The sequence below is a fragment of the Niabella ginsenosidivorans genome, assembly GCF_001654455.1.
In the GTDB taxonomy this organism is placed as follows: Bacteria; Bacteroidota; Bacteroidia; order Chitinophagales; family Chitinophagaceae; genus Niabella; species Niabella ginsenosidivorans.
This window is the reverse complement of the sequence record NZ_CP015772.1, coordinates 417,476-432,619: the sequence shown is the minus strand read 5'-3', so window position 1 is coordinate 432,619 and position 15,144 is coordinate 417,476. Positions and strand designations below refer to the sequence as shown.

The following is a 15,144-nucleotide window of genomic DNA, read 5'->3' as shown; positions in this document are numbered from 1 at the left end:
TTATCCGTGCCTGCCCGCCAGGCCGTTCCGCCGGTATTTATGGCTGTTTTTTTTTACAGTTTCTGCGTTCGTCCCCGGTGCTCCGTAAAATGTGCCCGGCTTCTGCTCATCCATTATTTTCTATCGTAATAAAAACAGTCCGCCTGCTGGGTACAGGTAATTACAAGATCATTGATACAAACATGATCCGGCAATGTGGTACAGTAAAAAATAGTTTCTGCAACATCTGCAGCAACCAGAGGAATCATACCGTCGTACACTTTATCAGCAGCAATACGGTCTCCTTTAAAACGAACGGTTGAGAACTCGGTATTGGCAGCTCCCGGATGGACGGCCGTCACTTTAATATGATACGGCAGCAGGTCAATGCGCATCGCCTGTGAAAGCGCTTCCACAGCATGTTTGGTAGCACAATACATATTTCCCTGTGCATAGACCTGCTTGGCTGCAACGGAGCCCAGGTTAATGATATGGCCTTTTTTACGGGGGATCATCAGCTGTGCAACTGACTGGGCTATGTAAGCAAACCCCTTTATATTGGTATCCACCATTGCGTCCCAGTCATCCAGGCTGGCTTTATCAAAATCATCCTTACCTGCTGCCAGCCCCGCGTTATTGATCAGTACATCTATCCTTTTCCATTGATCCGGCAGCTCATTAATGGCATTCAGCACGGCATCGCGGCTGCGCACATCAAAACGGAGCGGCAATACATCAACGGAATACTGTGCCTTCAGCTCCTCTGTGAGTCTTTCAAGGCGGTCCAGCCTTCTGCCGGTAATGATCACATCATATCCGCTGGCGGCAAATTTTCGCGCACAGGCCTCGCCAAATCCGGCAGTAGCGCCTGTTATCAAAACAATTTTATTCATGGGTGCTTTATTTCCTGTTACTGACTATTCCGGTTCGGGCTGACAACTGACTACTGATAACTCAATGCCCACATCTCAATGCTCAGATCTCTGACCTACTTCAACTCCATTAAGAACTCTTCGATCGCCGCATTTGCTTTGGCCGGTTCTTCCAGCATGCCCATGTGACCTGAGTGATGCAATACATGAATATAGGACACCCGGGGCATGGAAGACTGCTTTAAAACATCTTCAAAAGAAATAAGATTGTCCTGTTCCCCGATAATGAACAGCACCGGCAGGTCAGTCTTTGAAAACAGGTCGATCCGCTCCGGTCTTGCGATCATGGCTTCATAGTATGCTTTGAGCGCCGGCCGTGAAAACTTTGGCAGTGAGGCGGTAAAAGCTTTGATCAGCTCTGGCTTTTTTTCCTTTGTGGTATCGGCAAAAAGATTGGGGATCGTTGTTTCTAAAAATTCATTGGCGCCGTTCTTTTCAATAAACGCAATCCCTTTTCTCCGGGCTTCTTTTTTTTCCTCTGTATCAGCTGCGGCGGTGGAATGAAACAGCCCGAAACCATCCAGCATATGCGGGTACTGCTCTGCAAAGGCCATGGTAGCATAACCGCCCATGCTGTGCCCGATCAATACTACAGCATCCAGCTCTTCTGCTTCAATGATCTGCTTCACCACACCGGCAATACCTTCCATACTTACATCATCTGTCAGTTCAGATTTCCCGCTACCGGGAATATCCGGCACAATTACCTGGTAGTTGTGGCGCAGGTAGTCTACCTGATTTTCCCATACAGAACTATCCTCGCCAAACCCATGAAGCAGCACAACAGGTTGCCCCACGCCTTCTACGCCGTAACTGATTATTTTATTATTGATGGTGATCGCCTTCTTTTCCATTCAGGGTGATTTTAAGGGTGATGAAGTCTTTTTTGCAAATATCCTGTAAACTAAAAACAATAAAAAGAGCACCGCAATGACCGCAGCAATTTTTGATATCCAATCGCCATGCTTTGTATAAAACGTTTCCGTAACAAACGCCGCAACGGTTTGTTTCAGAACGCCCTGCCGGTTCCAGGGCAACTGCCGGGTAATATTCCCATAGGGATCAATAAAACAGCTGATGCCTGTATTGGCACTGCGTGCCACCCATTTCCGGCTTTCAATAGCCCGCAATCTTGCGTATTGCATATGCTGCCGGTACCCCTGTGTATTTCCCCACCACCCGTCATTGGTAATAACGGCTATCAGATTGGTTCCTTTACGGTTAAACCGCGACAAATGATCGCCATAAATGCTTTCGTAGCAAATAGCTGGTGCAATGCTGAACGTATTATTGGAAGTTTGCAATACCTTTTCTGTACTATCCTTTGTATAGCCGCCCATAGTTCCGCCAAATTTCTCAAACAGAGGAGCCAGGAAGCTTATAAACCCCGGCAATACTTCAGGCCCTGGAACCAATTTGGATTTGTGATAGATCTGCACGCTGTTACTGTCAAACAAGGCTGCACTATTATAGCTTTCTGCAAAAGATCCATCCGGCAACTTCGTGGCAAAACGACTGGGTCTTACAGGATACAATCTATAGCCTTCCAGTCCTGTAAGCAGGTTTATGTGTGGATTGTTCTTTAAAAAAGCCCACAGCGGCACCAGGAAGCGGTTTTCATGCAGCTGATCTTCCCGTACTGTATACGGCACAGCTGTTTCCGGCCATATAACTACCGCGGTATTGGCATCTATATTTTGTTGCGAAAGACGAATCAATTTATGAAGATGCTCTTCTTCCTTTCCGGCAACAAATTTGTCGTCCCATGGGTCATAATCGGGCTGAACCACCACCACATTGTATTTATTATGCTGCAGTGTTAGATTTTGTTTGGTAAACGCAGAAAGCAGGATCGGCACACAGAGCGTCAGTACCCAGGCGGCGGCTAATTTAAAATAGCCTGTGCTGCGGCCTTCTTCCCGGTAACGAAGCAACACATTAAACACCAGTATATTGCTTAACAGCACCCACAGGCTGCCCCCGGCAGTTCCTGTATATTCATACCACTGTACCCAGTTGGGATGCATTGCAAATACATTGCCTAAGGACAACCAGGGCCAGCTAAGATCCCAGTTCATATGAATGAACTCAAATGTAAGCCAGTAGGCAATTAAAGCCAACCCGGAAACAAACGCGTTAAACTGTTTGCGGGTAAAATAGTAGGCCAGCCATGGAACGCACATCAGCAGGCTGTTGGCGGCAAAGGCGCCTATGCCGCCCGGTACGCTGGCTTTTGCAACCCACCAGGTGACCAGCACATTCCAAAGCAGCGTGGTAATATAGGTATAGCCGAAGAACCGCGCCCAGGAACCGGCCGATTCGGCTGTATAAAGCAACGGAACCCAGGCAATGAATATAAGTATCGTTAAAGGAGATGTGGGCCATGCTCCCCAGAGTAAGATCCCCCCGATAACAGCGTTTAATAACCCGCCCTGTTTATTCGCATTCATGCTGCTGTTTGCTTAGAAGCCAAACGTACATAAAATTTTTCATACAGAATTTGAATAATTAGCGGGATGGCGACGCTAAAGTATGGTACCTGTTATTTCAGTCTGGCAAAAACCTGCTCCAGCTTTTGAAGCCGTTTTTTCCGCTTTTCCTCAGAGATCATTTTGACCATGGTTAAATTGATCCACTTACGGTTCTTATACCCTGTTTTCCAGAATGTGCCCCGTAAAACTGAACGCTGTATGGCATTTCCGAAAAAGAGCCGGTATACGATGCCGGCAGAATTCATGGTGGTGATCATTGTAACACCTCTTATTTTTTTGAAAAGGGGCGTAAAAAGAACGCCTTTGGGCGGATGATCATAGGCCACTCCGGGGAAAATCACTTTATCTATAAACCCTTTTGTCATGGCAGGCATCAGCTCCCACCAGATGGGAAAAATGAGGATGAGGTGCTCCGCCTGCTCCAGGCGCTGCCGGTATTCCATCACTTTCGGATCTACCGGTTTCCGCTCAACAAATCCTTTCAGATCAGCGGCGGTCATTACGGGGTTGAAGTTGTCTTTATCAAGATGGATGAGGTCGGTCTCGTGCTGTGCTTTCTGAAGTCCTTTGATAACAGATTCTAAAACGGCGTTGCAATAGCTGCCTTCGTAAGGATGATTAAAAACGATTACCACTTTCATTTTTAGCCTTTTTATTGTCTGTGCAATATCCGAAAGGCTAAGAAGGGCAAACGATAACAATTGTTAATAAATATCAGCGCCTGTTCCTGATCCTGCTTAATGAAACGGCGGTAATGCCCAGGTAGGAGGCAATATAATGCTGCGGCACCCTCTGTACTATTTCGGGGTGTTCTTTCAGCAGTTCTTTATATCTTTTTTCAGGACTGTCTTTTATCCTGGAAAGAAATAATTTCTGGTAATGGATCAGCCTCTGAAAAGAGTGTTCTTCCACTGACTCCCGGATAATTGGTGAATGGTCTAAAATATACTGGAAATCTTTCCGGCTAATGCTGTGAATGATGCAGGGCTCAATTGTCTGTATGGTAAAAAGACTGGGCTGCCGGTTGCGAAAACTTTCCACGGAGGAAACCCCTTCGCCTTCAAAGAAGAACTGGAAAGTGACGTCTGCACCATTATTATTGAACCAAAGCCGGAGACTCCCCTTTTCTATATAAAAAGCCATTTTTGAAATGGCGCCCTCGCGCAGTAGTATTTCGCGGGCGGGAACATGCCGCTGCCTGAACAGATGTTCAAACAATGCCCATTCTTTACTGACCGTACTTAAGTTAAGTCCCATTATAAAACAACATTGAACCTGTTAATGATCTATTGCGTTATCAGCCTCCGCGCTGCTCTTATTATTAAAATAGCTGATGATCAGTTGAGCTTTTGACCGGCCAATAACGGTGGCCAGCTCATCTTCTGATTTTTCCTGGATATTTTTTACAGAACGGAACTCCTTTAACAAAAGGTCTGCCGTTGCTTTCCCAATGCCTTTAATGTCTTCCAGCTCGTTCTTAAAAGTACCTTTGCTTCTCTTCTGCCGGTGAAAGGTAATGCCAAAACGATGCACCTGGTCGCGGATAAAACGGATCAGCTTCAGGCTGGAACTGTTGTAAGGAAGCTTCAGGGATTCCTGGTCACCTGCAAAGAATAATTCTTCTACGTTTTTGGCCAGCCCTACCAATGTAATGGTACCCTGCAGCTCCAGTTCTTCCATCGCTTCCAGTGCAGCGCTTAACTGCCCCTTGCCCCCATCAATGATCACTAACTGGGGCAGGGATGCACCTTCCTCTGTCAGCCGTCTGTAACGGCGGTATACGGCCTCTTTCATGCTGGCAAAGTCATTGATGCCCTGAACGGTTTTTACATTAAAATGCCTGTAGTCTTTTTTGCTGGGCACCCCATTCTTAAAACAAACCATAGCCGACACGGGGTAACTTCCCTGGAAATTGGAGTTATCAAAGCATTCAATGTGCACCGGCAGCTCGGGCAGGTGCAGATCCATCTGTAACTGTTCCAGCACTTTTACATGATCCACATTCCGGTTGATCTTTATACGTTCTTTATTTTTTATCTCTTCAATAAAATAATTCGCGTTCTTCTCTGAAAGCTCCAGCAGCTTTTTGCGGTCACCTGCTTTGGGAACAATGAGCTCCACATTGGATTCGGGATAATCAATTTCAAAAGGCACTACAATTTCCGTTACCTGGCTGTTGAACGTCATGCGCAGTTGGCGGATGGCATAAGCCAGTATTTCCTCAACCGGCTCATCCAGGTGCGTTTCCAGCTTGTTGGTCTGGGTTTGCACTACCGTGCCATTGCGGATCATCAGGTAATTTACATAGGCTATGGATCGGTCTTTGATGATGGAGAATACATCTTTATCGCCTCCCCGGATCCCCGTAATAACGGATTTTGACTGGTAATATTCTTCCAGATATTCGATCTTTTTGCGTACCTGCTCTGCCTTTTCAAATTCCAGTGCTTCTGCGTGCTGTTTCATAACCTCCCTGAAATGGCGGATAACCGGTGTCAGGTTGCCTTTCAGCAGATCCCGGATACGGCTGATGTTATTGTCGTAGTCTTCTTTTGTCTGCAGGCCTTCACAGGGGCCTTTGCAGTTGCCCAGATGATATTCCAGGCAAACCCTGAACTTTCCTTTCTCTATATTCCTGGGTGTAAGATTTAAGGAGCAGGTACGCATGGGTATGGTACGCCTGATGAACTCCAGCAATTCCCGCACCTTGAAAACGGAAGTATAGGGCCCCAGGTATTCCGACCCGTCACTGACCGGCTGACGCGTCAGGTATATTCGGGGAAATGGCTCGTTTTTGATCACAATATAAGGATAGGATTTGCTGTCCTTCAGGTTGATATTATACTTGGGCTGAAACTGCTTTATAAGGGAATTCTCCAGGAAAAAAGCGTCCGGCTCACTGTTAACGATCGTGAATTCAATATTCCGGATGCGCTGAACCAGCTCATGGGTCTTGTAATTGGTAAAGGTCTTATTAAAATAGGAACCAACACGTTTACGCAAATTCTTTGCTTTACCTACATAAATGATCTTGCCGGTTTCATCAAAGTATTTATAAATGCCCGGTTCCTGCGGAATGGTTGCAGCGATATTTGAAAATTCTTCCTGCGTCAATTGATTATTCAGACTTTAAGGCCGGTAAATTTAATAAGTAAATGGTGTATGGAAAAATGAGCGGATTTTTAGAGTGTACCTGCTCCAGGTGCTTATTATTTTTACAGTATTACCTCTGGTCACTGACCGCACCCGCTCCGCCTCGTTTTTAATATTGCGGCGCTACGCGCCTTTTGGGGCTGTGATTGTTTGCTGCTACGAATATTTGGCTGCTCCGTAACTATGCTTTCACATAGCACGGGGCAAAGGTGCAGCGCACCGGTACCATTTATAGATCCATCCAAAACAATTAGGGAGCCGCAGCGCGGCGTAATATATGTTTCCGCCGTTTTCAGGTAATCCGCCGCTGGTATGTTGCTGCCTGTAATATCGGTTGGGAGAAAAATAGTTGTACCACACGCCCCGCTTTCAGATGATTTTGTCCGTCCGGCTTCAGGACAGGCAGCACCGATAAGAAACCCTGTATGAAACTACCTTTTGTTACTCTTCAATAATTATTTCGTACAGCGGCTATTTCTTTGGTCGTATTAAACTATCTTTCGGGTATTGCTGCTCCATTGCGGTCTTCGCGGTGTTCACCCAGTCATAAACGGCTGTTTTTTCCGCATCTCTTAAGACCGCATCTTTATGGATCCAGGTATAGGATTCCAGCGGCATATTGTTTTCCTTTACCTGTTCAATGATTTCATCCAGCTTATGGTATTGCCTCCACGCCGGCAGGCTGGTAAACTCGTCAAAATTCAGGTGCCGCTTGCCATTTCTTACGTGGTTATCCATTACCCAATAGACCGGCTGAATACGGTTGTACCACGGGTATACGGTGTTATTGCTGTGGCAGTCATAGCAGGCTTTTTTAAGGATCGCATCCAGGGCGGCCGGCACCGGGTATTTTGAAGCAACAGCATTGGGTTGCCTGCCGGGATGTATATTCTTTACCGGCCGGATAAACTGAATGGCAATCAGGATCACCAGGAAACAGAAGACTATTTTCTTTATCATAATACAGCATCGCCGTTATGTGAATAAAAAGAAAAACGTGAGAAGCAAACTAAACTGCAGGAGCTGTATATTTTCCATTCCTTTTTACTTCTCACGCTGTTTGCCGGACAAAAATTTTCCGGGCCTGTATATTACTATACCGAATCTTTATCCACCAGCACATCGCCGGTCATTTCTTTTGGAATGGGCAGGTGCATAAAGGTAAGGATGGTTGGTGCAATATCGCCCAGCTTTCCTTCTTTTATAGTGCCCTTCCAGTTGTTATCAATAATAAAAAACGGAACGGGGTTCATGGTATGTGCGGTATTGGGGCTGCCGTCTTCATTGATCAGGTAATCAGAGTTTCCATGATCCGCAGTCAGGAAAATAACATAATCCTGCTTCAGGGCTTCCGTTACGATCTGCTCTACACAATAATCAACGGTTTCTGCTGCCTTTATTGCTGCGGCAAATACCCCGGTATGGCCCACCATATCCGTATTTGCAAAGTTCAGCACAATAAAATCTGCCGTTTTATTATGAATCTCCGGAAGAATGGCCGCTGTTAAGTCCTCAGCGCTCATTTCCGGCTGCAGATCATAAGTGGCTACTTTGGGAGAAGGTTTTAAAATACGGCTTTCTCCTTCAAAGGGTTTTTCCCTTCCGCCGCTAAAAAAAAAGGTAACATGCGGGTATTTTTCTGTTTCCGCAATACGGATCTGCTTCAGGTGGCTGGCCTCAATAACTTCGCCGATCGTATTGGTCAGGTCCTCGTTATGGAATAATACATGTACATTTTTAAATGTGTGATCATATACTGTCATGGTTGTATAATCAAGATCCAGTGTGTGCATGTTATAATCAGGATGGTCCTGCTGTGTCAGCACCTCCGTAATCTCGCGGCAGCGGTCTGTTCGGAAATTAAAGCAAAGCACCACATCCCCGTCTTTGATCGTTGCCACCGGGTTATTGCCGGCATCCAGGATCACCGTTGGCTTTATAAACTCATCAGTAATATCTTTGGCATAGCTGTTCTTTATTGCTTCAACAGCAGAATGAGCTGTTTCTCCTTTTCCGTTCACCATTGCATCATAAGCCAGTTGCACGCGTTCCCAGCGCTTGTCACGATCCATTGCATAATAGCGCCCGTCTACCGTGGCTATTTTTCCAATGCCTGCAGCGTCCAGGTGCTGCTGCAGATCTTCTATAAAGCCCAGCCCGCTTTTGGGATCTGTATCCCTTCCGTCAGTAAACGCATGGATGTATACCTGCCGCAGCCCGTTATCCTTACAAATGTTTATTAGGGATTTCAGGTGATTGATGTGCGAGTGCACGCCGCCATCGCTTACAAGGCCTAACAGGTGTAAGGGTTTGCTGTTTTCTTTTGCATGGTTAATAGCCCTCAATAATTCCCTGTTAGCAGCCAGCTCTCCTGTTTTAACAGCTACGTTAATGCGCTGTAGTTCCTGATATACAATGCGCCCGGCGCCCAGATTCAGGTGGCCTACTTCAGAATTGCCCATCTGGCCTTCCGGTAAACCTACCAGTTCCCCAAAAGTGGTTAAGGTTGTGTTGGGATACCTGGTATATAATGATCTGGTGAAAGGTACGTTTGCATTCTGGATGGCATCTGCTGATGCAACTTTCCCTAATCCCCAGCCGTCCATTATTAGTAAAATTGCTCTTTTCTGTGACATGAACTATTGTGTTTGAGTTAAAAATTCAGACTATCTGTGGCTATTCAACTTTAACAGGTTGGAATAACAGCGGCAGTAAAGTTAAAATAATGTGCAACAATAAAAGTTTAAAAGTTGCTATTTATTGCATTTTGATTCATATTGAGAGCAGCAATGAACTGAAACCGGTTTTTTTATATATTCGTGATAAGGTCGGCAGAAAAAGCAATAAAACTTAATTTATACAATGAAACATTTATTACGATTGTCAGTTGTCGCACTGGTGGCATTTTTAGCAGTCACGGGTTTACATGCGCAAAGTATTGATGGGGTTATCAGCGGGTTAAAATCCGGCAATACCAGCCAGCTTTCCGGTAGCATCGGAGATAACATGCAACTGACCGTTGCCGATAAAAGCAGCACTTATAATAAGGCACAGGCAGAAAAGGCACTGAAAGATTTTTTTCAGAAAAATACAGTAAAGGGATTTGATCTGAAACATAAAGGAAGCGCGCCCAATGGAAATTATGCCATTGGTACCCTGCAAACTTCCGGTGGCAGCTACCGTGTAAATATTTTTATGCGCAAGGAAAAAGGCGGCGAAGTCATTAAAGAATTGCGCTTCCAGCTGATTGAATAAGATTTCTATGAAAATTTAATGATAAAAACAGCCTCTTGCAATAAGAGGCTGTTCATTTTTACAAAGCTGTATCAAAAGTCATTTTAGGACGTAATGTCGTTCTGAACCTGGTTCAGAATCTATTGGCAATCATAGCTTCTTTTAGATGCTGAAATAAATTCAGCAAGACAATAGTAACTTTTGATACAACCTCCTTTATTTTTACAGGATGGAACAATTTGATGAAAAATTAGCACATCTTATTAAAGAAGCTTTACAGGAAGATATCGGCAGCGGTGATTATTCTACTCAAAGCTGTATTGACCCTGCTGCAAAGGGCAGGGCGGTCTTAAAAATAAAGCAGGATGGGGTGCTGGCAGGCGTGCAGGTAGCAGAAAAGATCTTGAAGCTGAAAGAGCCCGATAGCCACTTTACTCCTTTTATGAAGGATGGCGATACCATGAAAGCCGGCGCCGTTGCTTTTGAGGTGGAAGCGCTGGAGCATACCATTCTGCAATGCGAACGCTTGCTGTTGAATTGCATGCAACGCATGAGCGGCATTGCCACGCTTACCCGCAAGTATACAGACCGGCTACAGGGGTACAAGACCCGGCTGCTGGACACGCGCAAGACCACACCCAATTTTCGCCTGCTGGAAAAAGAAGCGGTACGCATCGGAGGCGGGATAAACCATCGTTTTGGTCTTTATGATATGATCATGCTGAAGGATAATCATATTGATTATGCCGGGGGCATTGAAAAAGCCATCGAAAAAGCTTACCGGTTTGTACAGGAACATCACCTGAATATTTCCATAGAAGTGGAAACCAGGACCCTGGAAGATGTGCGCAGGGTACTGGAAACAGGAAAAGGGAAAGTATTGCGCATCATGCTCGATAATTTTACGCCCGGACTGATGACCGAAGCAGTGCAGCTGATCGGAGGGCAGTTTGAAACCGAGGCCAGCGGCGGTATTAACCTGGACACGATTGAAAGCTATGCCGCTACAGGTGTGGACTTTGTAAGTGTGGGGGCGTTGATTCACCAGGCGCAAAGTCTTGACCTCAGCCTGAAGGCAAAAGTGTAATTAATGTTCCAGGTTTCAGTATTAAGGTTTAAAACGATTTATTTATAAAAAGCACTGGTTAAAAGTTTTTAATACAAATAAAAATAATGGCAAAAAATAAATCAGATCAGCAGGGGTTTGTTTACAGTACTAATCCTGATTTCCGCTTTCAGCCGGAAACAGACCAGCAGGAAACACTGCCCCCACAGCAGCAGCGGCTGCGCATCCAGTTGGAAACAAAACACCGGGGCGGAAAAACCGCAAGTATTGTAACGGGCTTTACGGGGGATGACGAAGCGCTGCAGGAACTGGCAAAAAAGCTGAAAACCTTTTGCGGAACAGGCGGTTCTGCAAAGGACGGGGAGATCATTATACAGGGAGAGCACCGCGAGAAACTGTTACAATGGCTGCACAAAAACGGCTATACACAAACAAAAAAAAGCGGGGGCTGATCCCCGTTTTTATACTCATTGCCCCGGTTGTTTGTATTTCAAATGCTTCGGAACTACAGACAGATATATTTTGTTTAACAGTTCATTCCTGTTTGAAAATTAAGAGCCTTATGAAGTTTGCTTTGTGCTGTGGAAAAACTTCATAGGGCTTTAACTAGCAGTATCTTTTTCAGCTTTATTAGGACAGGCATATTATTTTTGCAGCAAAGGCAGCGCTATTTTGACTCGTTTCTTTACCATATTGTTTTTTATACTGGTCCATATAAACGGCCTGCAGGCACAAACCAATGACAGCTCCAGGCCGAAGCCACAGGCAATACGCACCCAGGCAAAACCACTGCAAAAAAAAACCGGGGCAAAGGCAACCGGTCAAAAGCAGCCCACCCGGCCCCCACAGCAGAAGAAGCCTACAATACAGGAGAAGGCCGTACAGCGCAAACCTGCTGAGCAAAAGGACACTACAAAGCCTGCCGCAAAAAAAACGGGTCAGCCATCCAAACAAACACAGCCGGCAGCAAAGCACAATGTACTACAACAAAAACCAGCTGAGCAAAAGAAGGACACAGCAAAACACGCATTAAAAACTCCTGTAAAAAAAACGGTCTTAAAGCCGGGTCAAAAGAAGGATTCTTTAGCGGCAAAGAAACTACTAAAACCCCTGATAACTCCCAAACCCGGAGTTTCCCGGCAGGATTCAGGTACTGTAAAAAAAGCCGCTCATCCTATCCGTCATAATCCCATAAAAAGGGATTCACTGGCAAAAGCCGACAGCCTCCGCAAAACGGCTTTAGCCGCGGCACACCCTTCTGACACTGCCCGGATCAACGCTGCAGTTGCAGACAGCCTTCAAAAACGAAGACAACTGGCTGTATTAATACGTAATTATCAGCTTACCTGGAAGATCCTTAGCGGTCATCCCTATTTTGCCATGGCTGCGCCGCCGGTTATTACGCCTTACAGCAAAAAAGCGGAGCGGCCCGGCAAAGAGCTTTATTTTTATACACTCGCCGGTATTTTGTTGTTATTTGCCGGTTTCAAAACGGCTTTCTCCAAGTATTTTGATGATCTTACCACTCTGTTCTTTAAACGCACCCTGAAACAGCGACAACTGCAGCAACAGCTGAGCCAGAACACGTTACCTTCTTTTCTGTTCAATATCCTGTTTACGCTGGTGGCGGGATTTTATCTTACCCTGCTGACCCAGCAATTCACTTTCCGGAAGCTGGACCATCCCTTATGGCAGATCTTCTGCGCTGCTGTTATTCTGGTTGCCTGTGTCTATCTTGCAAAATTCTTCCTGCTGAAGCTATGCGGATGGCTGTTCAACATACAAAATCTTACAGATGCCTATATCTTCCTCATATTCCTTGTAAACAAGATCATTACGCTCTTCCTGCTGCCGGTTATTGTAATAGCCGCATTAGGCGGAACCGGCATAAAAACCATTATATGGACGCTGAGCTGGCTGGTGATAGCCGCTTTGTTCCTGTACCGTTTTTTTGTAACCCTACAGATGGTACAGAAAAATAACCGGGTAAGCCTGTTTCATTTCCTTTTATATTTCGTTGCGTTTGAGCTCTTACCCGTATTTGTAATCTACCGGTTTATTTTACTTTTTTTAACCTAGAATAGTGTACCTTTGCACCCAATTTAGGAGAATTAATGTCAAGTAACTTAGCAACAAAACCCGTATCAAAACGCGAAGCTGGAAAAGTACAAAACATACTCATCAGCCAGCCAAGACCTAAGACCGAAAAGTCGCCCTATTTTGACCTTGAAAAAAAACATGGAGTTACACTGGAATTTGAGGCGCTGATCGCGCTGGAAGCCATTTCAGGAAAAGACTTCAGGCGGCAAAAAATTAATATCGCTAATTATACAGGAGTTATTTTTACCAGCAGGAATGCCATCGACCATTTCTTCAGAACCTGTGATGAAATGAAGGTAAGCGTTTCCCAGGACACCAAATATTTCTGTATAACAGAAGCCGTAGCTCTTTACCTGCAAAAATTTATCCTTTACCGTAAAAGAAAAGTATTCTATGGCGCTGATGGCAGCAACAAAAGCTTGCTGGACGTTATCAACAAACACAAAGAAAACCTCAACTTTCTGTATGTTTGCTCTGAAAATCAACAAGATAATATAATAACCAGTTGGTTAAAGCAACATGATTGCGCTTTTGACCTGGCTTTTATGTACCGCACCCGCAGCAATGATGTAAAGCAATCCCTTGGAAATAAGCAATTTGATATCTTATGCTTTTTTACTCCAAGCGGCATTAAGAGCTGGTTTGACAATTTTCCGGAATTCAAACAGGAAAAAGTAGTTATTGGCACATTTGGAGACAATACCAAAGATGCTGCCCTTAAGGCCGGTTTAAAACCCGCCATTGTAGCGCCGTCTCCCCAAAGCCCCAGCATGATCACTGCACTGGATCAGTTTTTGTCATCTGTTAACCAAAAATAGCCCGGTAACCGGTCTTTATCAAAAACTTAACTACTCATTTTTTGGGTGGGCAAGGTTTTTATGAATATTTGCAGGGTTATAGTTAACTTTGCACACTTTATGAGATTTTTCATCATTATTTTTAGCTTATTTCTATTGTCATCCTGCGGGCCGGGTATGAATAAGATTTTGAAGAGCAAAGATCCTGCGTATAAGCTGAAAATGGCCGAAGGCTTTTATGCTAAAAAGAAATATAATAAAGCACAGTTAGTGTTTGATGATATCCTGCCTTATTACAAGACCACTCCTCAATACCAGGATATCTATTACAAATATGCCTACTCAGCCTATTATCAGAAGGATTACACAATGGCTGAAAACTATTTCAAAACCTTTCTGGAAAGTTTTCCCAACAGCCCCAAGTATGAAGAAATGGAATACATGAGGGCCTATATCTTTTACCTGCAATCGCCCAAGCCGGAACTGGATCAAAGCAATACGTTCAAAGCTATAGGCGCAATGCAGACGTTTGTGAACACCCATCCCAATTCCGTAAGGCTAGGGGAAGCCAACCGCATTCTGGAAGAGCTGCAGAAAAAGCGTGAAATAAAGGATTACAAAAGCGCAAAGCTGTATTATGATATGGGGTACTACAGGGCTGCAGGAGTAACCTTTGCCACGTTGCTTGATAACTTCCCCGAATCCCAGAGCGCAGATGAATACAAGCTGATGTCTGTAAAATCCTATTTTCTTTTTGCAGAAGGCAGCGTAATGGATAAAAAAACGGAGCGCTATAATGATGTGCTAACGGCCTGCAGGGAATTCCTGGATCGCTTCCCGGACAGCAAGTATAAAGCCGATATTGAAAGATATTCCCAATTATCAACTTCACAAATACAAAAATTAAGTCATAATGAGCAAATTAAGAAGGCATCTTAGTGTAGGCACACCCAGCAGTGTTGAAACCAAAAGCCTGCAGGAAATAAAGAACAAGACCGGTAATATTTACGAGTCTATTTCCATTATTGCTAAAAGAGCCAACCAGATCAATATTTCCATTAAGGAAGAGTTGCACAATAAACTGGATGAATTTGCCAGCCATACAGATACGTTGGAAGAAATTCATGAAAACAAAGAGCAGATTGAAATTTCAAGAGCATATGAAAGAATGCCCAATCCCGCGCTTTTAGCTACCCAGGAATTTTTAGATGATAAAATCTATTACCGCAAAGCGGAAGACGAGCTGTTCAGCTAGTTATTTTTTTTATTGAATTCAGCCACAGCTAACAGGTATTAGCTGTGGTTTTTATTTGCAGGCTGTGTTGGAGGGCGGATGCATCAATTGATTTTTTACTGTAATCGGCATCAAAAGGGTTTATTCGCCCGGCTAT

The 15,144-nt window shown here is 44.7% G+C and carries 15 protein-coding genes; 7 read left to right on the top strand and 8 right to left on the bottom strand.

Annotated features, from left to right (window positions below):
* Nucleotides 1–113: 113 nt before the first annotated feature.
* From A8C56_RS01900 to gpmI, 8 genes are all read right to left on the bottom strand, one after another.
* Complete coding sequence (locus A8C56_RS01900; RefSeq protein WP_067751298.1) at nt 114–872, bottom strand: SDR family NAD(P)-dependent oxidoreductase; 759 nt, start codon at nt 870–872, stop codon at nt 114–116.
* 95 nt (nt 873–967) lie between these two features.
* The gene (locus tag A8C56_RS01895; protein ID WP_084489932.1) at nt 968–1,765 is read right to left on the bottom strand and encodes an alpha/beta fold hydrolase; all 798 of its coding nucleotides are present in this window, start codon (nt 1,763–1,765) and stop codon (nt 968–970) included.
* Nucleotides 1,766–3,361, bottom strand: a complete 1,596-nt coding sequence (gene lnt, locus A8C56_RS01890) for an apolipoprotein N-acyltransferase (protein ID WP_067751296.1) — start codon at nt 3,359–3,361, stop codon at nt 1,766–1,768.
* A 92-nt stretch (nt 3,362–3,453) separates the two neighbouring features.
* Nucleotides 3,454–4,044 carry an NAD(P)H-dependent oxidoreductase gene (locus tag A8C56_RS01885; RefSeq protein WP_067751295.1) on the bottom strand — a complete coding sequence of 197 codons (591 nt, stop codon included), beginning with the start codon at nt 4,042–4,044 and terminating at the stop codon, nt 3,454–3,456.
* A 73-nt stretch (nt 4,045–4,117) separates the two neighbouring features.
* Nucleotides 4,118–4,660 carry a Crp/Fnr family transcriptional regulator gene (locus A8C56_RS01880; RefSeq protein ID WP_067751290.1) on the bottom strand — a complete coding sequence of 181 codons (543 nt, stop codon included), beginning with the start codon at nt 4,658–4,660 and terminating at the stop codon, nt 4,118–4,120.
* Between the two features lie 21 nt (nt 4,661–4,681).
* Nucleotides 4,682–6,517, bottom strand: coding sequence for an excinuclease ABC subunit UvrC (uvrC, locus tag A8C56_RS01875; RefSeq protein ID WP_067751287.1), 1,836 nt, complete (start codon nt 6,515–6,517; stop codon nt 4,682–4,684).
* A 510-nt stretch (nt 6,518–7,027) separates the two neighbouring features.
* Complete coding sequence (locus tag A8C56_RS01870) at nt 7,028–7,516, bottom strand: heme-binding domain-containing protein (protein ID WP_067751285.1); 489 nt, start codon at nt 7,514–7,516, stop codon at nt 7,028–7,030.
* 134 nt (nt 7,517–7,650) lie between these two features.
* Nucleotides 7,651–9,192, bottom strand: coding sequence for a 2,3-bisphosphoglycerate-independent phosphoglycerate mutase (gpmI, locus tag A8C56_RS01865; protein WP_067751282.1), 1,542 nt, complete (start codon nt 9,190–9,192; stop codon nt 7,651–7,653).
* A 226-nt stretch (nt 9,193–9,418) separates the two neighbouring features.
* Between gpmI and A8C56_RS01860 the strand changes: the two genes are divergently transcribed.
* The 7 genes from A8C56_RS01860 to A8C56_RS01830 all read left to right on the top strand — a co-directional run bounded on the left by A8C56_RS01860 (nt 9,419) and on the right by A8C56_RS01830 (nt 15,008).
* Nucleotides 9,419–9,811, top strand: a complete 393-nt coding sequence (locus A8C56_RS01860; protein ID WP_084489930.1) for a DUF4783 domain-containing protein — start codon at nt 9,419–9,421, stop codon at nt 9,809–9,811.
* A gap of 208 nt (nt 9,812–10,019) precedes the next feature.
* Nucleotides 10,020–10,877, top strand: a complete 858-nt coding sequence (nadC, locus tag A8C56_RS01855) for a carboxylating nicotinate-nucleotide diphosphorylase (RefSeq protein WP_067751280.1) — start codon at nt 10,020–10,022, stop codon at nt 10,875–10,877.
* An 86-nt stretch (nt 10,878–10,963) separates the two neighbouring features.
* Nucleotides 10,964–11,308: a translation initiation factor gene (locus tag A8C56_RS01850; protein WP_067751277.1), complete on the top strand. Its 345-nt coding sequence runs from the start codon at nt 10,964–10,966 to the stop codon at nt 11,306–11,308.
* 220 nt (nt 11,309–11,528) lie between these two features.
* Complete coding sequence (locus tag A8C56_RS01845; protein WP_084489928.1) at nt 11,529–12,935, top strand: DUF4271 domain-containing protein; 1,407 nt, start codon at nt 11,529–11,531, stop codon at nt 12,933–12,935.
* 35 nt (nt 12,936–12,970) lie between these two features.
* Nucleotides 12,971–13,774: a uroporphyrinogen-III synthase gene (locus A8C56_RS01840; protein WP_067751271.1), complete on the top strand. Its 804-nt coding sequence runs from the start codon at nt 12,971–12,973 to the stop codon at nt 13,772–13,774.
* Nucleotides 13,775–13,930: 156 nt separating this feature from the next.
* A complete protein-coding gene (locus A8C56_RS01835) occupies nt 13,931–14,692 on the top strand; it encodes an outer membrane protein assembly factor BamD (protein ID WP_067751269.1) in 762 nt (253 codons plus the stop codon).
* The gene (locus A8C56_RS01830; RefSeq protein ID WP_067751266.1) at nt 14,667–15,008 is read left to right on the top strand and encodes a DNA-directed RNA polymerase subunit omega; all 342 of its coding nucleotides are present in this window, start codon (nt 14,667–14,669) and stop codon (nt 15,006–15,008) included. The genes A8C56_RS01835 and A8C56_RS01830 overlap by 26 nt, the downstream gene beginning before the upstream one ends.
* The last annotated feature ends 136 nt before the right edge of the window (nt 15,009–15,144 follow it).